The organism is Mycobacterium colombiense (genome assembly GCF_003284935.1).
GTDB classification, from domain to species: Bacteria; Actinomycetota; Actinomycetes; order Mycobacteriales; family Mycobacteriaceae; genus Mycobacterium; species Mycobacterium arosiense_A.
Map to the genome: position 1 here is coordinate 26,815 of NZ_QMEV01000035.1, position 18,529 is coordinate 45,343.

Annotated in this window: 23 protein-coding genes and 1 pseudogene; 7 read left to right on the plus strand and 17 right to left on the minus strand. The window is 65.2% G+C overall.

The genetic code is table 11. The features are described from left to right. Positions 1–25 precede the first annotated feature (25 nt). Positions 26–1,906, plus strand: a complete 1,881-nt coding sequence (locus tag DQP57_RS16120) for an ATP-binding protein (RefSeq protein ID WP_064892847.1) — start codon at positions 26–28, stop codon at positions 1,904–1,906. 25 nt (positions 1,907–1,931) lie between these two features. Here the strand turns inward: DQP57_RS16120 and DQP57_RS16125 are convergent, their stop codons facing one another. Continuing rightward, entirely contained in the window at positions 1,932–2,117 is a 186-nt protein-coding gene (locus DQP57_RS16125) for a hypothetical protein (protein ID WP_064892845.1), read from the minus strand. A 956-nt stretch (positions 2,118–3,073) separates the two neighbouring features. Here DQP57_RS16125 and DQP57_RS16135 point away from each other — a divergent pair. The 3 genes from DQP57_RS16135 (at position 3,074) to DQP57_RS16145 (ending at position 5,614) form a co-directional block, all read left to right on the plus strand. Further along, positions 3,074–3,532 carry an HNH endonuclease family protein gene (locus tag DQP57_RS16135; RefSeq protein WP_231119544.1) on the plus strand — a complete coding sequence of 153 codons (459 nt, stop codon included), beginning with the start codon at positions 3,074–3,076 and terminating at the stop codon, positions 3,530–3,532. Between the two features lie 158 nt (positions 3,533–3,690). Beyond that, positions 3,691–4,743, plus strand: coding sequence for a hypothetical protein (locus DQP57_RS16140; protein WP_064892840.1), 1,053 nt, complete (start codon positions 3,691–3,693; stop codon positions 4,741–4,743). A 103-nt stretch (positions 4,744–4,846) separates the two neighbouring features. After that, the gene (locus tag DQP57_RS16145; protein WP_064892838.1) at positions 4,847–5,614 is read left to right on the plus strand and encodes an HIRAN domain-containing protein; all 768 of its coding nucleotides are present in this window, start codon (positions 4,847–4,849) and stop codon (positions 5,612–5,614) included. Positions 5,615–5,636: 22 nt separating this feature from the next. Here the strand turns inward: DQP57_RS16145 and DQP57_RS16150 are convergent, their stop codons facing one another. The 3 genes and pseudogenes from DQP57_RS16150 to DQP57_RS16160 form a co-directional block, all read right to left on the minus strand. Further along, positions 5,637–6,086 carry a hypothetical protein gene (locus tag DQP57_RS16150; protein ID WP_196771068.1) on the minus strand — a complete coding sequence of 150 codons (450 nt, stop codon included), beginning with the start codon at positions 6,084–6,086 and terminating at the stop codon, positions 5,637–5,639. Between the two features lie 99 nt (positions 6,087–6,185). Further along, entirely contained in the window at positions 6,186–7,004 is an 819-nt protein-coding gene (locus DQP57_RS16155; protein ID WP_051641669.1) for a type VII secretion target, read from the minus strand. A 100-nt stretch (positions 7,005–7,104) separates the two neighbouring features. Then, positions 7,105–7,364, minus strand: a pseudogene (locus tag DQP57_RS16160) (type II toxin-antitoxin system PemK/MazF family toxin). Positions 7,365–7,421: 57 nt separating this feature from the next. On the opposite strand from DQP57_RS16160, the gene DQP57_RS16165 reads away from it, so the two are divergent. Continuing rightward, entirely contained in the window at positions 7,422–7,742 is a 321-nt protein-coding gene (locus tag DQP57_RS16165; protein ID WP_064892836.1) for a hypothetical protein, read from the plus strand. A 1-nt stretch (position 7,743) separates the two neighbouring features. On the opposite strand, the gene DQP57_RS16170 is transcribed toward DQP57_RS16165, so the two are convergent. The 10 genes from DQP57_RS16170 to DQP57_RS26875 all read right to left on the minus strand — a co-directional run bounded on the left by DQP57_RS16170 (position 7,744) and on the right by DQP57_RS26875 (position 14,274). Then, on the minus strand, positions 7,744–8,067 hold the full coding sequence (locus DQP57_RS16170; RefSeq protein ID WP_064892835.1) for a type II toxin-antitoxin system PemK/MazF family toxin: 324 nt from the start codon (positions 8,065–8,067) through the stop codon (positions 7,744–7,746). Then, on the minus strand, positions 8,064–8,306 hold the full coding sequence (locus DQP57_RS16175; protein ID WP_036456676.1) for a hypothetical protein: 243 nt from the start codon (positions 8,304–8,306) through the stop codon (positions 8,064–8,066). The genes DQP57_RS16170 and DQP57_RS16175 overlap by 4 nt, the downstream gene beginning before the upstream one ends. Before the next feature lie 46 nt (positions 8,307–8,352). Then, positions 8,353–8,550 (minus strand): hypothetical protein, encoded by a 198-nt coding sequence (locus DQP57_RS16180; protein WP_064892833.1) that lies wholly within the window; start codon positions 8,548–8,550, stop codon positions 8,353–8,355. Between the two features lie 229 nt (positions 8,551–8,779). Then, positions 8,780–8,974, minus strand: a complete 195-nt coding sequence (locus DQP57_RS16185; protein ID WP_064892832.1) for a hypothetical protein — start codon at positions 8,972–8,974, stop codon at positions 8,780–8,782. Between the two features lie 46 nt (positions 8,975–9,020). Next, the gene (locus DQP57_RS16190) at positions 9,021–9,977 is read right to left on the minus strand and encodes a hypothetical protein (RefSeq protein ID WP_064892830.1); all 957 of its coding nucleotides are present in this window, start codon (positions 9,975–9,977) and stop codon (positions 9,021–9,023) included. Beyond that, complete coding sequence (locus DQP57_RS16195; RefSeq protein ID WP_064892828.1) at positions 9,977–11,506, minus strand: hypothetical protein; 1,530 nt, start codon at positions 11,504–11,506, stop codon at positions 9,977–9,979. Before DQP57_RS16195 ends, DQP57_RS16190 begins: the two co-directional genes overlap by 1 nt. Further along, positions 11,503–12,033 carry a hypothetical protein gene (locus DQP57_RS16200; RefSeq protein ID WP_133259250.1) on the minus strand — a complete coding sequence of 177 codons (531 nt, stop codon included), beginning with the start codon at positions 12,031–12,033 and terminating at the stop codon, positions 11,503–11,505. The genes DQP57_RS16195 and DQP57_RS16200 overlap by 4 nt, the downstream gene beginning before the upstream one ends. Next, positions 12,030–13,226 carry a C2 family cysteine protease gene (locus DQP57_RS16205; protein ID WP_064892824.1) on the minus strand — a complete coding sequence of 399 codons (1,197 nt, stop codon included), beginning with the start codon at positions 13,224–13,226 and terminating at the stop codon, positions 12,030–12,032. Before DQP57_RS16205 ends, DQP57_RS16200 begins: the two co-directional genes overlap by 4 nt. A 220-nt stretch (positions 13,227–13,446) precedes the next feature. Continuing rightward, on the minus strand, positions 13,447–13,827 hold the full coding sequence (locus tag DQP57_RS16210; RefSeq protein ID WP_064892822.1) for a hypothetical protein: 381 nt from the start codon (positions 13,825–13,827) through the stop codon (positions 13,447–13,449). Between the two features lie 297 nt (positions 13,828–14,124). Then, complete coding sequence (locus DQP57_RS26875) at positions 14,125–14,274, minus strand: hypothetical protein (protein WP_155761980.1); 150 nt, start codon at positions 14,272–14,274, stop codon at positions 14,125–14,127. Positions 14,275–14,383: 109 nt separating this feature from the next. On the opposite strand from DQP57_RS26875, the gene DQP57_RS16215 reads away from it, so the two are divergent. Next, positions 14,384–15,546 (plus strand): IS3 family transposase gene (locus DQP57_RS16215; protein ID WP_085977638.1). Its coding sequence is split into 2 segments (ribosomal slippage): positions 14,384–14,678 and positions 14,678–15,546, totalling 1,164 coding nucleotides; the frame shifts between segments, so codons are not numbered across the junction. A gap of 388 nt (positions 15,547–15,934) precedes the next feature. On the opposite strand, the gene DQP57_RS16220 is transcribed toward DQP57_RS16215, so the two are convergent. The 3 genes from DQP57_RS16220 to DQP57_RS16230 all read right to left on the minus strand — a co-directional run bounded on the left by DQP57_RS16220 (position 15,935) and on the right by DQP57_RS16230 (position 17,591). Then, positions 15,935–16,174 (minus strand): DUF2795 domain-containing protein, encoded by a 240-nt coding sequence (locus DQP57_RS16220; protein ID WP_165821824.1) that lies wholly within the window; start codon positions 16,172–16,174, stop codon positions 15,935–15,937. 53 nt (positions 16,175–16,227) lie between these two features. Then, positions 16,228–16,881, minus strand: coding sequence for a PAS and ANTAR domain-containing protein (locus DQP57_RS16225; protein WP_064892820.1), 654 nt, complete (start codon positions 16,879–16,881; stop codon positions 16,228–16,230). A 65-nt stretch (positions 16,882–16,946) separates the two neighbouring features. Continuing rightward, positions 16,947–17,591 (minus strand): chemotaxis protein CheB, encoded by a 645-nt coding sequence (locus DQP57_RS16230; protein WP_064892818.1) that lies wholly within the window; start codon positions 17,589–17,591, stop codon positions 16,947–16,949. A gap of 152 nt (positions 17,592–17,743) precedes the next feature. Here DQP57_RS16230 and DQP57_RS27220 point away from each other — a divergent pair, with 152 nt between their 5' ends. Continuing rightward, complete coding sequence (locus tag DQP57_RS27220; RefSeq protein ID WP_064892816.1) at positions 17,744–18,475, plus strand: Crp/Fnr family transcriptional regulator; 732 nt, start codon at positions 17,744–17,746, stop codon at positions 18,473–18,475. Positions 18,476–18,529: the final 54 nt, after the last annotated feature.

Here is an 18,529-nt window from a genome sequence, read left to right on the forward strand (position 1 = left end):
GCTATCGTCGCCCCATGAGGCCAGCATGAGCACCCAGGCCGACACCACAAGACCAGGCGCAATCGACCTCGCGCCCGGCGTCCAGCTGCCACCTGAAATCGTGACCGCCGGTGTCGCGGTACTAGCCAACCGCGGCGGCGGAAAATCCGCCGTCACACACCGACTCGTCGAACTCATGCACACCGCCGGCCTGCCAGTGGTCGTACTCGACGTCAAAGGCGACTGGTGGGGCATCCGCTCCAGCGCCGACGGCAAGGGCCCAGGCCTGCCCTTCGTCATCTTCGGCGGAGACCACCACGACGTCCCCCTGGAACCAACCGCCGGCCAGTTACTCGCAGACCTCATCGTCGACGACCGGATCCCCGCCGTGCTGGACCTATCACACATGAGCAAGGCCCAAGCACGCACATTTGCCACCGCATTCGCCGAACGGCTCTACCACCGCAACCGCGACCCCCTCCACGTAGTGATCGAAGAAGCCGACGTCCTCATCCCCCAACGCGTATCAGCCGACACAGCACGACTTTTGGGCGCAATGGAAGACCTCGCCAAACGCGGCCGCCACCGCGGCCTGGGCCTCACAGTGGTCAGCCAGCGCGCACAAGAAACCGCGAAATCCGTATTAGAGCTGATGGAGACGGTGATCCTGCTCCGCATGACCGGACCCCGCTCGATCAAAGCCGTCCAAGACTGGATCAACGTCAACGCCGACCACGACGACACCACCGCCCGCCAAGTCATAGCATCCCTGCCATCACTGGCCGTCGGCGAAGGATGGGTGTGGAGCCCCGGGTTCCTCCGAATCCTCAAGCGCACAACCTTTCCGATGTTCACCACCTTCGATTCGCACGCCACACCCAAGCCAGGACAAACACGGGTGGTCCCGAAGAAACGCGCCGACATCGACCTCGACAAACTCGGCGCAGAGATCGCCGCAACACGAGAACGCGCCCACCACAACGACCCACACACCCTTCACGCCGAAATACAGACCCTCCGCAGCCAACTCGCCGCCGCCAGCGCACGCGCAGACCAGGCGACCCGACAGGCGTCCTCCTCTGCCCAGCTCCTCGAGCAGCGCGAGAGCGAAATCGCCACACTGCGCGCACAACTGACCGACCTTCAGACACGACGTCACGAAGACCCCCACGTCGTCAAGGCACTGCGCTCAGCCGCCGAACTGATCAACTCGGCACTGCACACCCTCACCACCGCGCCGACAGCGCCTACCCCACCAGCGCACGAGACCACATCCCCCACACGGCCTGCCGACCCCAAGCACCCGAGCCAACCACGCCCCACCAACGCTGCCACCGCACAGCACAACGGCGACCCATGCTCCCCCACCACCCTCGGCCAACCGGCCGAACCAAACAGTGACGCGCCGTTGCGGTTTCGCTCCGGAGCGCACCGCATGATCACCGCGCTGGCCCGAATGGCCCCACTGCGACTCACCAAATCCCAGTGGGCCACGGTCGCGCGAATGAAGCACACCGGCGGCACCTGGTCGACCTACCTCGGACAACTGCGCCGCGCCGGACTCATCGACGAAAACGCCACCGGGTTCACCTTGACCGAGGCCGGCTGGCAATACGTCGGCCACCGGCCCAAACCCATGACCGCCCAAGAACTCCAGCAGCACTACCTCGGCATCCTGCGCGCCGGCGCGGCGCGAATGCTCCAAGCAGCCATCGACGCCTACCCGAACGGGTTGACCCGAGATCAGATCGCCCAGGCAGCCGATGTGAGCGTCAGTGGCGGCACCTTTTCGACCTACCTCGGCCAGCTGCGCCGCAACGGCCTCGTCGAACAACGCGGTGACCTCGTCGTCGCCACCGACGTCCTCATGCACGCAGCATCAGGCGCAAGCGACTCACTGCCACACAGGGATTCAGAACAGCGCTGAAAGTCAAGGTGTCAGCCTGTTGCTTTTAGCCTGTTCGGCGCAGCCGAAGAACGTCGCGCACCACGCAGCCGACGCGCTCGGCGGCCTCCGCGGCCGATAGCGTCGGATTGAGCAGAATCTGCAGCTCGTCGGCAGTGAACCTGGGTTCGGCATCCCAGGGTGCCTCATCCCACCCGGTTTCGCTGAAGCCGGAAAACAATTCGTCGCGCACAGCAATCCTCACGAAAGTTGATGCAGAAGGGGAGCTTTCGAGCGCCATTACAAGATAGCCATCGCCGAGCGCTCCGCGGGGCGTCATCGCCCGCCTCGGAAGAACCGCTCGCGTCGATCGTACCGGCGCCACCTCCGTCAGTCATTTCGAGATGTCGGCTCAACGAACCTCCACCCGATCACGAATTCGGCCCAGCCACGCGCATGTGGCCAGGGCCGGCCGAGCTCCACCCAGGCTCTATGTGGTTCGTCGAAGACCCAGCGAAACACCAGGCCGGTGTCGCCCTCGCCCAGGAAGGCCAGCCGTCGGACTTCGTGGCAGCCAGAACGCACGCGAACTCGAACACCGCGCGGCTGAAATCGCTCCACCGCCCACCTCTTTCCTGCTCACCCATCGTGGCGTGCATAGCAGTGTCAGTCACTCCCGAGCGTGGTAATCACGCCCCCTTCTTGGGAGGCATAGTGCTCGGCGAGAGCGTGCTCGGCATCAGTGAACGCGCGGATCGCCTCGGGCCGGCCAGGAACTCGAACCAACATCGTCAGATCTTGGATTCGCGCGGGAGGCAGTTTCGGCGCCTGCCGACTACTGTGCAAAGGCTCAGACACCAGCCCATTATCGACGACCGAACCGACATCACCGACGCAACAGCTCGACGCCCCTGGGGCAACCGCGCTGTGCGGACGGACGAATTGCTCGCCCTGTCATGAGACGGCGTTACGGTCGGCAGCATGCACGCCACCGCCACTACAACCCGAAGGCACCGCGCCAGCCGGTGGGCCGTGGTTGCGGCCGCGGTGATCACTGTCGGCTGCGCCCACCTCGGTGTCAGCCAAGCCGGCCCAGCGGCGCCGCCGGCCACCGGCTCTGTGGCCGGCCTACTCGCACAGGTACGAGTCGTCGACCAGATAAACCCCGTACCCGGGTATGACCGCGGATGCGGAAAAGGACACGGCTGCGTGTTCGGCCCCGCCTGGAACGATCCCCTCGATCACACCGGCTGCGATACCCGAAACCGCTTGCTGCACAATTCGTTACATGATATCGAATACAAGCCGGGAACGCGGGACTGCAAGGTCATCGCAGGCCGGCTAGAGCCCGACCCCTACACCGGGCAAGTCGTCGACCTCAAACACGTGGCAGTCGATCACATCGTGCCGCTGCGGGCTTCGTGGAATGCCGGTGCGGCCCAATGGGATTTGCAGCAGCGCCGGATCTTCGCCAATGACATGACCGAGCTCATCGCGGTGTCCAGCTCGGCCAACAGCAGCAAAGGCGACTCCACCTTGTCCGAATGGCTACCCGCGATCGGCAGATGCGCCTATGTCGTCCGCTATCTCACCGTCACCGTCAAGTACCAGCTGCCGATCACCGTCAAAGACCGCGCGGCCGCGGCTGCGGCATGCCAGAGCGACTGAGCGCGCGATCGCTTCGCCGTCCGTGCCACACGACGTCGATAGGTGCCGACCGGCCGGCGCGGATGGTGGCGCAGAATAATTTGCATGCTGCTCGCCCACATCAATTGCCCAATTGTCAGCGCCGAGGAATGGCGCATCGACTCATTCCTCGAGCTCGCATGAGCCGGCGGCGTGGCGCGCCCTGGGCGGCGACGAGCGTTCCGATCATCCGCCGGCAGTGGTGCAGCGCGCTCGAGGCCACGGCGGAGATCTCATTCGACCAGTACAAGGTCCCACCACCGGCGAATGCTTCAGCGCACGACATCGCCACGGCGAAAAGAATTCAACGTCTGATCGCGAGATTCGCCGACACCGCCCCCATCATCAGGGCCGAAGCCCAGGCCCTGCGCACCGCGGAGCTCTACTGGGTCGCCCGCGACATGGTCGACGTCGTTTTGGATGCTGCCCAGTCCCTACCGGAATGGACACCGGCAGCCGCGTTACCGGCGCCCACCGGCATGCTGTGCTGGGCGAAATCGGCGGGCACCGTCCCGTCGGGAACGCTCAAACCCGACGCCGTCGAGGCCGGGCTGAACAACCCTGCCTACATCGCCCAAGGCCTCACCCCAGACGTCGCCACCATCATCGACATCTCCTGGGACGGCGTGTGGTGGTGGAGCAGACCAGATGGCCTGCTGCAAATGGTGCCGTTCTCACGCGAAGACCAAAACCCTGAGGTGTTACGGCTCGCCGACACCACCTCCCCGGTCTGGGCAGCGCAAACCATCATGGCCAAACCCGAAGTGCCGCGCACCGAGGAAGCCCACAACACCGAAAGCGCGCACCCCTTCGTCAGCGTCGTAGGAGCGGCCTGGTTACTCATGGCCCAAGCCAACGTCGCCGAAACCCGCACCATCGGACCTCCTCCACCGCCGCAGTCCCAACCATCGGACACCGATGATCACCAGCCCGCACAGCTTCCGCCGCGAGAACCCTCAACCGTGACGATCGTCGACCTGCGAGCCCGAGCCGCCACCTCTGAACCCGGCGGGGAGCCCAGCCACACCTACAACCACCGCTTCCCCGTCACCGGCCACTGGCGCCAACAGGCCTGGGGCCCCAACCACAGCTGGCGCAAGCCCAAATACATCGGCGACTACATCAAGGGACCCAAGGGCGCCCCGCTCATCGCCCCGAAAGCCCGAGTGCACGTGCTCCGCAAAAGCCGCTGACCAGTGCCCAATCATCAAGAGCCGCATGGTCTCAAGCTCTCCCAGGCCGCGACCCGTAGGTTTGTTGCCGAAGGTCTCGCAGTGAATTGGAGGCGACTGATCGATGGCGCATAGCGGTCTTCTGTTTCGCACCAACGCGATCCAGACTCCCGCGACAGTGGCGCGGCTCATCGTGACTAGACGCGACCCTGACAGCACGTATTGGGCAATAGGCTTCCTCGACAAACTCGTCGACGGCACCTTCGAGTTCGCGTACTTGCAGACGGCAGTGAAGCATCCGTCGTTCGTGCCCCTGATCGGCTTCAGCGACGTCCGCCGACGCTATCGCCGCGCCCAAATGTTTTCCGCGTTCGCCGAGCGTGTGATTGGCGCCAAGCGAGCCGACAGGCCACAGTACTTGGCGAGCCTGAACCTGGCTGAAGACGCTGATTCGTGGGAGATCCTCACCGCCTCGGGCGGATATCGCGAGGGCGACACGATCGAACTCATTGCGCTACCAGAGATTGACCAGGCCGACGGCCGCACCGAGGCGCGGTTCTTGCCGCACGGCATCCGTTACTGCACTGACGAGGCCAGCCGCGCAATTTCGGCGCTGGCGCGCGACGCCGTGCTGGGACTACAGCGTGAACCCGACAACCCGGTGAACCCGGCGGCGATCAGAATCACTCACCGCGACCTCCACTTGGGTTACGTACCCGACCCATTGATCGACTACGTCAGCGCCGTGATCTCCGGCGGTCAAACGCGTTTGAGCGTCGTGCAGGCAAACCCGCCGGAGACCAACCCACATTTGCGGCTCCTGCTGCGGTTGGACGGAGTGCTCCGCGGACCCTCACCGTTCGATGGCCCACAGTGGCGGACCGAGGCCTAACAGCCGATACGGTCGCGATCGCTTAGCCGCGGCGCGCGGCACCCTTGAGTAGGGATTGTCGGGTGGCGGCCTCGGCGGCGGCACGAGTACGGCGTTGCGCGCGAAGGTCTCGGCTGAAGCGGCGGCGCAGGATACGTCTTTCGCGCCAGCTTTGTTCGCTGCTGATGAGCCGGTTCATCTGGGTGTCGGTGAGACTCGCGGGGTGGCCGTCGCTGTCGTGGGCGGCGATCACGATGTCGCCGCGCAGCAGCGGTACCTCGTGGGCGGTAAAGCGGGTGGTGGCCAACAGCAACCCGGTCGCTTGACGGTTGACTCGCAGCCATTGGTGATGGCTGAACCAGAAATCGAGCGTGCCATCAGTACTGGTCAGTACTTGCAGTCGGTCGCCGCGGACCAAGTCGGCGATGTCGGCCACACATCGAGGCTCAATCTTGTACAACTCTTCGTTGTGACTGGCCAGAAGCGTAATCATGATTCCCTTCCCCGTGATGACTATTCGGCGAACGCACGCGATCACCCGCGCGGCTGCCGCCGTGGCCGTCGCACCCGCGCGGGGTCGGATGGCGCACGCCTATTGCGGTGTGGTCTGCCCGGGCAGCATGCTATGCGGGTTATACGGCTCGGGAACCATATCGCCGTGCCACAGATAGATCCCTGAGCCCGGCAGCCATTCGTCATACCCATAGGGCGGCAAAGGGTTTGGCGTAACACCCGGCGAATACATCTTGGCGCCAGGGAAATCCGATTGCGGCACCCACACCCCCGACTTCGGGGTCAGCTCAACGTATTGGATCTCGTTGCCATGTTCGTCATAGAACGGCGCCGGGCCTAATTGATTGGGCGGCAGGACTTTCACCCCGGGGATCTCATCAGAGCGCACGAAACTGTGCGGCACTTGATCAGGATCTTTGGTCCTGTCGTAGATATCGACCCACGGCGGCGCATCGGCAGTGTTCGGCGGCCCCTTTCCGCCTTTGCCTGCGATGTAAGGCATGTGGCGTTTGTCGCCGGGCTTCCACGTCTTGGAGTCCAACGGTGTGGCCGGGGAGTCTTTGCCTTGCCCAGTACCGGGCAGATCGGTGGAGAAGTCCGCTGCCTTGTACCGCTGCGCGTCCTGGCCGTCGACCCGGGTGTAGGTGTCGGCGTGCTCAGTGAGCCGCTGGGCGTAGGTGTTGAAATCAGCAACCTTAGCCTGCACCGGCCCTTCGGCCTTGGCCAGACCGGCCGCGATCCCGACCGCGGTGGGATAGCCCATCGGTCCGTGGGTGTCGATCACCTTCTGCACCTCGTCGGCGGCCTGCGGCGAAATCTGCGCCGCACGGTGCGCCAACTGCGAATAGGCGTCAGCGAAGCGCACCAAATCAGCCGGATTGGCGTCTAACTCAGCCACACCACGTCTCCTACCTGGATCAATCCAACAACTAGCCCCGATTCTCCCCGATAACTGTGACACCAGGCGACACTTGCGCGCCGATTGCAGCGTCCTTTTCTCAAGCCCGCCAGTCCACAGCGACAGCCAGCGCCGCGCACACCGCCCGCATCGGCTCCTCAGCCAGTCGCCCCAGGCGGGCATGCAGCGCGACGACGGGAACGCCGTCGACCAAATCCAGGTTCACCGCCCCGGGACGGGACACGGGCTCATCCTCGGGCTGCAACACCACTTCGCTGGCACAGCCCGCGCACCGCCGTCGTGCACGGCGCTACCAAGTGCCCGCTGCAACCGTGCGATGGCCGCATCACGCGAGAGCACTGGTAGTACCCGACCGGCGCGCGGCGCGCTGCCCTCGGCCGGTACGGTTCAGCCACGATGACCAAAGCACGCCGCTCTCCCTGGCTCGACGACCGCGCCGCAATGCTGGTCTCCCTGCTCGCCGACCGGCACGGACTCACCGTCAGCGAGGACACCGCCCGCCAGGACATCTCTGACGACCTCGACCACGTCGCCCGCCTCGCGCGCATCGGCCGCCAGGCCGCCAAGGTCTACATCACCGACGAGACGATCAGCAAGATGGCTGACCGCATCGCCGCCGCCGTCGCCGAACACCAGACCGCCACCGCAGCCGGGGGCGTCGAGCATCAGCACGTCGACGTCGTCGATCTCGACACCGAACGCCGCCGGCGCCGCTGACTTATCGGCCGCCCACCGCCACCACCAACGCGGCGCACACCGCCGCCATCCTCGAATCCGCCAGCCGACCCAGCCGCGTCCCCAGGGCCGCCACCGGCACACTTTCCACCAAATCCAGATTCACCGCCGCACGCTGAGGCACCGGATCGTCACTCGGGTCGAGCACCACCTCGCTGGCCAGCCCCCGCACCGTCGTCGTACATGGCGCCACGAGCACGCGCCGCAACTTCGGAATCGCCGCATCACGGGACAGCACCACCACTGGCCGCGCGCCCGAGCCGGGGATCTCGCACCACCACAGCTCACCGTGCGCCGGCAAGGTCATCGTCGACCCGCAGACCGGCGCCAGTCGGCGACCTCGCCCCACTGGTCGGGCTCATCGGCCGGGTGCTCGTCGTAGGCGGCGTAGCTCGCGTCGACCTCGGCGGCCCGGTTGGCGGCCAGGAGCGCGCCCAGGGCCTCGTCGAATAAGGCGTGGTCCTTGGCGCCGGCCCGCAGAGTGCGCGCGCTGGCGAGCAGATCGGCGTCGACCGTTGTGCTCACCCTGGTGCGATTGCGGGGCATGGCATAAGTGTGGCACGCACGCGGGACACCAGGCAGGAGTCCGCGCTCACCGCGACGGCCGCCCGAAGGCCTCGCGCAGCAGGCTCAGCGCCACACCGGTAGCGGTGAGGGCCTGGCCGACGTCGTTGGTGCAATACCCGTAGCCGATGCCGACGGCCACGGCCACAGCCGCGCGGGTGATCGCGCCCACCCGGCCAGGCCGTTCGGATGTCGGTTCGGGGGTGGTGTCCTGGTGCTCGGTCATCGGCGGTGTGGTCCTTCCATGAGATCAACGGTGGCCCTTCTTAGGCACCTACCTACGAAGTACCGACCAGATCCACCGTTTCCGTCGGAACGATGCCGACGAATTTTTAGTCGGAATCCACCCGCTCAGACGCCAGGTGTGGCCTACCCACACCGGAGCCAGCGTCTTCTGGATAGGCGTCGCAGATCCTCCAGCGCCGCGCCCAGGCCCTCGATGAGCGGAAGGGGTATCAGCGCGTCGGCGGCTGCGGCTTTGCGAGATAGGCCTGCGCGGCGGCCGATCGTTGGTGGCCGGCCGGAACGACCCGCCCCTCCAACTTGGCCGACGCCTTCACAGCGCGCATCGCAGAGCGTTTCACCGCAGCCTTCGACACCACGACCTTCTTCGGCGTTCTACGTTCCACGGGGCACACCTCGTTGACCACTCGACCAGCGTCGATGCTACCGGCCCGTCGTCGGCCGCCGCGGCACTCAGGACGCATTCAGCGGCACGGCGTGCAGGCGCAGGTACTCCATCAGTGCTGGTTCGGGCCACCCGGAGACCCGATAGCGCCGCGGGAACACCGCCGATGTCGGCGCGATCCCGACCACGTCGACGACCACCGAGAACGGCACCACGAACTGCTCGTGGTTGTTGTCGATGAACACGATGTAGTCGACCTCGGGTAAGTCGTAGGTCACCCCTTCACCCCACACGGTGGCCGAGGCCAGACCGTGCCCGGTTTCGATGACTTGTGCGGCCGCCACATACACCGCGACCAGGTCATCCTCGTAGGCCTGCTTCAAGAACTCGGTCTGTTCCTCGTATTGGCGAAACGCCGCGCACGTGCGCGCCCGCACTGCCAACCGTCTTAACGGATGCGGACCGGCCTTGTCGAAGGGCACCAGCCGCCCGCCGTGGACGGTGAATCCCTCTGGCGAGACCGGTCTTTCGGCCTCGCAATACATCTTCTCGGCGACCTCGAAGAACTTCGCCCCCTCATCAGGGTCGTCGCTGCCGATGATCAAGACGTCTTCGCTGGGCACAAACGCCACCGGGCGCGGCCCCTCCGGCCGGCCGAACCCTGCCAGCCACCCGGGCGTCAGAATCGCCGAGCTGATGTAGGTCGCCTGCTCGACGTCGTAGAACGCCGGCGCCTCGGTGCACGACACCTCGGTGCTCACCGGGTGAAGCGCTGCAACATTGTCTCGGCCGGCGGCGAACGCCTCCCGCCAACTCACACCCCACTGCTTGGTGTTCGCGACGGTGACGATGAGGCGCGCCTGCGGGAAATCCAGCGCCACCAACTCATGTGCGAACGCCGACACCGGCTGCCGCCACGCGACCGCCTCACCGGATCTGCGCAAGCTGGCGTAGGTGGACGGTCGCAAGATGGACCGCAACAACGGCCTGGCTTCCTCCCAGGTTTGCGGCGGCTCAGGCAGCATCAGTGTCGTCCCCAATTCTCGATCGCCAGGACCGGGTCGCCCGGTCTGATCACCAACGGCGGCTTCGTGCCAGCGACCAGCTGCGCCAACGGCGAGGTGGGACTGTAGGGCACCTCGTAGCGTGTGATGTCGCCGCTGGCGTCCAGAATCAAGTTCGTCAGGATCTGCACCAACGTCTGCTTGCCTGCTCTGCCGCCGCTAGGCCCGGCGTCTGTCACTCCGAAACCTGTTGCGGGCAAAGGCCACACCGCGCCCCGTGAGTCGCGGAACATACCGCCGTCGCGCTCGTAGAACAATTCGGTCAGTTGGCCAGTCGCCGGGACCGATCGCCCCACCGTCGAGTAGATGGTGTCCCGGCTCGCCACGACCCAGCAGTGGGGATTGAACGGGTCCCGGTAGGTCATCATGTCCGCCGCGGCGGCGCGGTTGGCCCGCGCCCGCCAGAACCCGAGCTCGCGGCCATCAGCAGGCTCGAGGCGGGTGATCCATTCCTGTGCCAACGGATTGGAAGCGATGGGGATCGCAAGAACATCGGAGATCGGGCTATGACCCACAAGCAGCTTGAGCATGTCCTCGGCGATCGCGGGATCGTCGCAGACTTGGTGCAGCAGCACCGCCACCTCCGCCTTGGTGATCTGCACTGCCGGGCGGCTGAGGTCGACATCGGCTACCGCGGCATGCAGCAGACCGGGCCGGGCGGGTATCTGCTGGCGATCCTGATCACCGATGCATCCCGATGCCGCGTCCCGGTTGAGGTACTCGATCGCACGGCCCACCAGAGAGCTCACGTATTCCGTCGTGTCCGTGGTGACAAGAGCTGCCAGCCGTCGCGGATCCGGGCCATCCCCCACCCGGGCTCGGATGCGCTGCACCGGGGCACCCGGCTGCCAGGCCGCGATCGCGTCGACATTCCGCAACGCCGGCGGCCACCACGGAAGGTCGACCCGTAGGAGCCCGGCCACCTCGAACCAGCCGCAGGTGGCCACGCGATGATGGCGGTCTGCCACGGCGACGTAGGGCGCTGAACCGCCGTCGTTGGCCCTGTGGGTCGATATTTCCGGTAGGCAGACCGCCGTGGCCCACGGCAGGCGCGCCAACAACGGTGCGGCGAGCGGATAGAGCTCGTTTTCGTGCTGCTCGTGTCCGGCATAGGCCACCGCGATCGGGCCCCGTCCATCGCCGGGCTGCCACGCGTGCACGGCCATCCCGTCGACAACCTGACCGAACAGGAACGCGGCCGGGGCCAGTGCCGCGGTGAACGGATACAGCCGAGGGACCCGGTCCCGCAGTTCTGGTTGGTGCAGCAGAATGTAGTTGTAAATCGTTGCGTGCGACCACCGTTGAGCAGCGCCAGGCTCACGCTGCGGGCTCGGCAGCCGAGGTGCGCGCCGCGGCAAGTCTGCGGGGTCACCGATATCGAGTAGCTCGGCGACGTCGCCGGCAGACAGCTCCGGCTGTGACCACCGGGTGCCCATCATGCGAAGCCAGTAGGCGTCGTCCTGGTCAATCCGATCTTGGTCGATGCTCATGCGCGCTCCGGTGTGAGGTCGAAGTAGGCGTAGACGTGGACTTGGTCGCCGGCCGCTGCGGGCTGCAGGGCGTCTTGAGAGCCGACGGCCAGGATCTGGGTGGGGTTAAACCACCGCTGTAACCGGTTGGTGCGCGACCACACCACGAATGCAAGGTCCTCACCATTCGGCCTGGTTTGCCCCGCGTTGTGAACCCGCAAGCTCGTTGCGGACAGGTAGCCGCCAACGCTGTTACGCACTGCGTCCCAGATGAAGTCGCCCTTGCTCGCCAGAAACCGTTCCGCGGTCGGCCGGTAGCCGGGCTCAACACCGGCGGCGAATTGACGCAACGCCGCTTCGGCACGGGCACGCTCAGGCCCGGGCACGGCATCGAGCGGGTAGGCGGAGCCGACGAACGGATACTCGGGCAGGCTGGCCAGCGAGGACGGCTTGTGCGCGAACACATACTGCGCCCCGATATACGCTGCGGCCGCGATGATGACCAATGTGGTTGCCGCCAAAGCCCATAGCTTTGTTGAACGGTTCATTTCCCCAGTTCTCCAATGTTGACATTGAACGTTGGATGGGTTCCTAGCCCGCCGAACTTGCCGGTCGGTCCGGAGCCGATGACATCGCCAAGCCGAACCTGAATCAGAGGGTTCCCCGGATCGTTGGGGTTGCCTCCCCAGGGGTTACGCAGCGTCAGCTGGGCGTCGCTGCCGCTGCCGCTGATGCCTTCGACGATGTAGACGTGAGTGTTCAGCAGTGGTCCACCGGTGGGGGTGGTCGAGATCGTCACCGGTTGATGGCTGGCCAGCGCCCCCGAGATCGACTGATCGATGTGCTGATTGGTCCACCACACCTCCCGCGGGTCGATACTCACCCCGCGGTTACCGGTCAACGCCTGCAACGCATCTGGGGCTGAGCCGCCGCGCCCGATCCCGTAATCGAGTGCATGTCCGAGGTCATCGCCAGGGCATTGCATTTTCGCGTACGCCGACTCCATCACGCTGGGCCACAACGGCGCATTGGGCTGCCCGTTATCCAACCAACTGGCTCCGTGATGGTCGATATCGGTCTGGATGTCGTCTTGGGTGACCGTAATGTGTTGCCACGCATGGCCGTTCCACAACGTCACATCAAAGGAGTTGTTGTCCTCGTCGAAATGGACCCGGTCTTTGATCCACTGAGGGTTGGCCTCCGCGATCGCCCCGATCGTGGCGTCAAAGTAGCAGTCACCAACGCTGTCCTGCTTGATGTCGGCCGCCGAGGGCGCGTGAGGGAACAGATCTTTATCGGTCCAGCGCCGGTGAAACTCGATGCCACCACCGGTGTCCAGGGGAACCGGTCCTCCGTCGATGCCGGGCCCGCGCTCTCCGAAGCCCGCTTCATGGACATCGCCGGTGTGTCCGTTGGGTGGAGGGTTGCTGGGATCGAAGTCAAGACCGTCGAGTTTCGCGGTCCCGCTGCCGTCGGCGGTGGTGTAGGTGGCGGCGTGTTCAGTCAACCGCTGCGCATACGCGTCGAAGTCGTCGACCTTCGCCTGCAGCGGACCTTCCGCCTTCGCGAGTCCCGCAGCGATCCCGACCGCGGTGGGATAACCCATCAGGCCGTGGGTGTCGGCGATGCGCTGCACCTCCTGGGCTGCCTGCGGGGAAATCTGTGCCGCACGCGTGGCCAGCTCGGAATAGGCGTCGGCGAACCGCAACAGGTCAGCTGGGTTGGCATCGAGTGCACCCACGACCCCGTCCTCCTACCTGTTGTTTCGACTGCCGTTGATTGTCGCCGACGACAGCGACATCGCGCGCTGAACGGCTGCGCCGGTCCGGCTCGGCGCTGGCGGAGACCCCGCCACTACAGATCGCCGCGCGACTCCCCCGAGTTCTCGCAGAAATGAAGTCTTCCCCGGTTATGACCCGGGGGCCGGCGAAGCAGTTATGCCGCCCACCATCGATTGACTCTCAATTTTCCTTGCGCCCGAGCCGCGTAGTCAGGGCCGCGTGCAGGCCCGTATCGGTGCCATCTCCCACCCAGGCGATGTATCCATCGGGTCGAACCAATACGGCTTCGGGGGCTGTTACTTCGCCCAGAACGGGAATTTCCCACGGCCCGGCGTACTCGGCGTCGATGGCTTTCACCCGATGTGCCCACGAAGAGATGTCGAAATCCCAAGGCGTGCCGAGGTTGAGCAGCACCGCGCGGGCGTCGTGGAGAAGTGTGAATAGTCGCAGTGGACCAGTGGGGGTGAGGAGGTCGAGATCAGGCATCCGGTGCCCGAGTAGTGGGTGTCCGTTGCCGAGGTCGTACTGAATGTCGAGACCAGTCGGCAGTTCCCTATTCATTCGGCGTGTTGACGCAGGTGGCGCGGAGGTCACTAATTGTGGTCGACATAGTGTTCCCACCCTAGCGATAAGTCGCTTTGAGGACCGCAGTTGCGCTTTGCTGTTGGAACTTTGATCACGTAGTTCTATCAACCGAAGTTAATTGCGCACCGACACACGGGCTGGGACGGGCCAGCGATCCGATTGCCCTAAAGAGGAGCGCACCGGCGGCCGCACAGCGCAAACTGGCAAGCCGTGCGTGTCCCGCCAAGCGATGCACGAGGGTGTTCACCATCTCGGCGATATTTGTCGAGTGGTTCAATGCAAGCTGGCTGCGCCTAGCTCTGCGACGGTGCCGCCGAGCCAGCAGGTTCCGTCGCGCTGGGTGGCGGCCATCGCGGTGCGGTTGGCGTCGTCACCGCCCTGCAGCCGCAAGAGCACCTGGCTGAATACGGCGTCGTTGAGCACCCATGGCCATCCTTGGTGAACACAGCGTCCGTGCACTGCCGCAGGGACTGCCCCCAGTTTGGTTGACTCCTGACCTGTGAGGATTCGTCCTCGCTGGAAGGATCAGCTCGTGCCGAAACCGTTTCCTGCCGAGTTCCGAGCCGACGTCATCGCTGTGGCCCGCAAGGGCGAGGCGCCGCTGCGCCAGATCGCGAAGGACTTCGGCATCTCGGAAGCCTGCTTGCACCGCTGGCTCAAGATCGCCGACCGCCAAGACGGTGGCGACCGGGCCAGCACGCCATCTGCCGTTGCTGACGATGTAGCCGCGCAGCTGCGCGAGGCGCACAAGCGGATCAAACTCCTCGAGCAGGAGGCCGAGGTGATGCGCCGCGCGGTCGGCTACCTGTCCCGGGACGCTAACCCAAAATGATGTACCCGCTGGTCCTCGACCTTGCCGCTGACGGGATCCCTGTTACGGTGACCTGCCGGGTCTTGGGATTCTCTACCCAGGCGTTCTACAAATGGCGCAAAGCACCGCTGTCGCAGCGAGATTGGGACGATGCGCACCTGATCAACGCCGCCCGCGACATCCACGCCGACGACCCCGCATTCGGCTACCGATTCATCGCAGACGAACTTCCCGGGCGCGGGATCACCGCCGGTGAGAACCGCGTCGCACGGCTGTGTTCCCAGGAGCGCATCTGGTCGATCTTCGCCAAGAAACGTGGACTAAACCGTCGATCCGGACCACCGGTCCACGACGACCTCGTCCAGCGTCAGTTCGGCGCCCCGGCCGCCAACCAGGTCTGGCTGGCCGATATCACCGAGCACCGCACCGACGAAGGCAAGCTCTACCTCTGCGCCATCAAAGACGTCCACTCCAACCGGATCGTGGGCTACTCGATCGACTCGCGAATGAAGTCTTCGCTGGCGGTGGCCGCCCTGGATCACGCCGTGGCGCTTCGCGCACCTGTCGCGACGATCGTTCATTCCGACAGGGGCAGCCAATTTCGGTCACGAAAATTCGTCCACGCACTGTCGCACAACGGGTTACACGGATCGATGGGCCGGGTCGGTGCGTGCGGAGACAACGCCGCCATGGAGTCGTTCTTCGCCCTTCTGCAACGCAACGTGCTCGACCGGCGACGCTGGTCCACCCGAGCCGAACTACGCCTGGCGATCGTGACCTGGATCGAGCGGACCTACCACCGACGCCGCCGGCAACGCGCACTCGGCAGGCTCACCCCGATAGAGTTCGAACTGCTCCACACACCAGTCGCAACCGCGGCCTGAAAATCACACCCCGCGAGTCAACTGAACTCGGGGCAGTCCCGCATGTGGCGTTGACCCGCGGCCGCGACGCCAGTCAGGTCTACCTCACTGCGCGGCGCCGAAGAGAAACCGACACGTCCCGGTCCCGATGGGGGTTTACGTGGCCCGTTGCGGCACCAGCGCTGAGGCCGCCGCGTTGGCGCCCGCTCATCGCCCACGACGCGGCCGCAGCATGAGCCGCATCTCAAGCGCGCGGCCAGTCTGCGCGGTCGACGTGAGAAAGCCGTCCACCATCGGCCGCACCACCTACCGGCGTTGGCGCGATCAGCGCCGCGAGGAGGCTTTGGACAGCAGCGTTTTCTCGACCGAAATAGCAGTCGCAACGACGCAGCGGTCAGGGCCTCCAAAGTTAGTTGTCCGGAACTGGATCAGCGGGGTTTTGCGAGGTGTCGTTGTCTCGGAGGGTGAGTGAAGCCGCGACTTGCCTGGAGTTGGTGTAGGTCTGAGGGTGAATTGCTTGTAGTGCGGCGATGGTGTCGGCGTCGCAGTCGAGGCGGTTAGCGGCGGTGAGCAGATCGTCCTTGCTGGCGGGGAAGGCGACGGCATCTAGGCAGCGACGGAGCTGTTCGGCCGTAGTGGAGGCAGGCATCGGCGGTGTGGGTTCCTCTGGTTGCGGTTTGGGGGGCCGGGAGCGAGTCGGCTTCATTTCGGCGGGATTTCGGTGGTGAGCAGGATGTGGTCGACTTGGGTTTGGGTTTCTGGCGGCATGCTGCCGGCCATGGCGGCGAGGAATTGTTGAGCGAATTGGCGGACTTTGGTGTTGGTTTGCTGGGAGCGCCAGACCAGGATGTCGAAGGCGCGTTGTGCGGTGATGCCGTAAGTGACCATCAGGACGCCTTTGGCTTGTTCGATGTCGGCGCGTGCGGCGGCGACGTGGGTGACGGCATTGGTGATGTCGGATTGCAGGGTTTCGGTGACGTCGACGAAGAATCCGGTGGTGCCGATGACGGCGCCGGTGTCGTCGAGCATGCGGTCGCCGACTACGACTACCCAGTGGGTGTGCCGATTAGTGTCGATGATGCGGTGGCGGCTGCTGAAAGGTTCCCCGGCGAGCACTCGTTTGATCCCGTCGATGGCGCGTTCGCGGTCCTCGGGGTGTTTATGGCTGATCAACAGGTCGGTGTCGGGGGTCATGGTCCCGGGTTCATAGCCGTGCATGCGGGCCACCGCATCCGACCATTCCCAGCGTTGATCGGCCAAAACGAACCGGAATGACCCTACTCGCTGGGGCTCACCGAGGCCCACCACGCGATCGAGTTGCGCGAGGGCATCGTCGCGTTCTACCGGTTCTGACACGTCACGCTTCCGGGCTTGTTGTAGGTGTCAGCGGGCATAGCAGCGCATCTCATCGTCGCTGGGTGCTAGGTGGACAGACATGCCCAGGGTGGGATCGGGACGGTGAGCAGCTCGGCGGCTCCGGGTGCGGTGGTCAGCGCCAGCACGGCGGTAGCCAGACGCTTGAGTGGCAGGACGAAATCGGCGCAGCCGGTGGCGATCGCGGTGGCCGGCATGCTGGAGGCCTCGGCGGTGAAGGGATCTTGTACCAGCACGCGTCCGCCGCCGCGTTTGACCACCCGACACCCCGCGGCGCCGTCGGTCAGCCGGCCGGTCAGGATCACCGCGATGGTGCGCGCCGCCGCGGCCGAACTCATTAATACGGCATCGCCGATACCGACATTGCAGCTTGGTGTGGTCAGCGACCATAAGTCACAGTCGTCGATGGTGGCGATGGTGCCGGCGGGCACGATGGTCACTCCCGGGGCGTTGCTGGCCTCGCCGTGGCTCGCGACGCGCACCGGCAGGTGGCAGTGGCGAGACACCACCTCGGCCAGCACATCGGGCCTGTTGGGCACCGCGCGGCGGTGCTGGGCCAAAACGACGGGCAGCGGAAAGCTTTCCGGCAGGCCGGCCACCACGGTGGTGAGGGCTTTCATGCCGCCTTGGGAGGCCACCAGTACCACCCGCCCGAACGGCGCAAAGCCATCGGTGTGTCGGGTCGCGGACATAACCACGAGGGTACGCATTGTGTCGTGTCGCTGACATCGATCGACCCGATTCGGGTAGCCCTCCTGCGAAGGCGCCGGCCGCAGGACCGGTACGGCCGCGGCCAACCTTGGAGATACCAGGTATTGATCGCACGACTGCGAGGGATCGACCGATGAATGAGGACCCGTTTCGGCGCAACGCCATCCTCAACCAGCTGCCTGACAGCGAGTACGCCCAGCTGCGTCCCGACCTGCAGCTTGAGCATGCGCAGATGAAACAGACCGCCTATTGGCCCGGCGGCTCGATCAGCGAGGTCTATTTTCCGTTGTCGGCGGTGTATTCGCTGGTGGCGGGAACCGATCGCGGCATGGCGGTCGAGGTCGCCACCATCGGCAAGGAAGGCTTTGTGGGACTTCCCGTGTATCTGGGGGCATCCAGTAGCCCGCAGACCGCGTTTTGCCAAATCCCCGGTGACACCGCGCATCTGAGCACCGAGCGTTTCCGCCAGGCCCTGTCCCGGGACGGGGCCCTGCACGCGCTGTTGAGTCGCTTCACCCAGGCCACCATGGTGCAGGTTTCCCAGAATGTGGTGTGCAACCGCAGTCATCCGGCCGAGATGCGCATGGCGCGTTGGCTGCTGACCACCCAAGACCGCGTCGGTGACAGCAACGAATTCACCATCACCCAAGAGTTTTTGGCCCAGATGCTCGGGGTGCACCGGCCCACCGTGTCCGAGACCGCCCAAAAAATCCAGGCCGCAGGCCTGATCCACTACCGCCGCGGTGTCATCACCATCATCGACCGGCAAGGACTGCACGACAAGGCTTGCGACTGCTACGACATCGTCAAAGCCGAGTTCGACTCCACCGTCCATCAGCATCCACACGGCGAGTCACCGCGATAACCTGAGCCCCATTTCCTCGTGTGAGCATTGCAAGGTATCGCTTGAATGCAGCAC

What these genes read in the sequence shown, in the direction of transcription:
- DQP57_RS16220 (WP_165821824.1), bottom strand. Translation starts at nt 16,174, where the DNA reads ATGCCTGCCTCCACTACGGCCGAACAGCTCCGTCGCTGCCTAGATGCC.
- DQP57_RS16230 (WP_064892818.1), bottom strand. Translation starts at nt 17,591, where the DNA reads ATGTCCGCGACCCGACACACCGATGGCTTTGCGCCGTTCGGGCGGGTG.
- DQP57_RS16210 (WP_064892822.1), bottom strand. Translation starts at nt 13,827, where the DNA reads ATGAATAGGGAACTGCCGACTGGTCTCGACATTCAGTACGACCTCGGC.
- DQP57_RS16180 (WP_064892833.1), bottom strand. Translation starts at nt 8,550, where the DNA reads ATGACCGAGCACCAGGACACCACCCCCGAACCGACATCCGAACGGCCT.
- DQP57_RS16170 (WP_064892835.1), bottom strand. Translation starts at nt 8,067, where the DNA reads ATGACCTTGCCGGCGCACGGTGAGCTGTGGTGGTGCGAGATCCCCGGC.
- DQP57_RS16190 (WP_064892830.1), bottom strand. Translation starts at nt 9,977, where the DNA reads ATGCTGCCTGAGCCGCCGCAAACCTGGGAGGAAGCCAGGCCGTTGTTG.
- DQP57_RS16145 (WP_064892838.1), top strand. Translation starts at nt 4,847, where the DNA reads ATGGCGCATAGCGGTCTTCTGTTTCGCACCAACGCGATCCAGACTCCC.
- DQP57_RS27220 (WP_064892816.1), top strand. Translation starts at nt 17,744, where the DNA reads ATGAATGAGGACCCGTTTCGGCGCAACGCCATCCTCAACCAGCTGCCT.
- DQP57_RS16200 (WP_133259250.1), bottom strand. Translation starts at nt 12,033, where the DNA reads ATGAACCGTTCAACAAAGCTATGGGCTTTGGCGGCAACCACATTGGTC.
- DQP57_RS16175 (WP_036456676.1), bottom strand. Translation starts at nt 8,306, where the DNA reads ATGCCCCGCAATCGCACCAGGGTGAGCACAACGGTCGACGCCGATCTG.
- DQP57_RS16150 (WP_196771068.1), bottom strand. Translation starts at nt 6,086, where the DNA reads ATGATTACGCTTCTGGCCAGTCACAACGAAGAGTTGTACAAGATTGAG.
- DQP57_RS16165 (WP_064892836.1), top strand. Translation starts at nt 7,422, where the DNA reads ATGACCAAAGCACGCCGCTCTCCCTGGCTCGACGACCGCGCCGCAATG.
- DQP57_RS16120 (WP_064892847.1), top strand. Translation starts at nt 26, where the DNA reads ATGAGCACCCAGGCCGACACCACAAGACCAGGCGCAATCGACCTCGCG.
- DQP57_RS16195 (WP_064892828.1), bottom strand. Translation starts at nt 11,506, where the DNA reads ATGAGCATCGACCAAGATCGGATTGACCAGGACGACGCCTACTGGCTT.
- DQP57_RS16140 (WP_064892840.1), top strand. Translation starts at nt 3,691, where the DNA reads ATGAGCCGGCGGCGTGGCGCGCCCTGGGCGGCGACGAGCGTTCCGATC.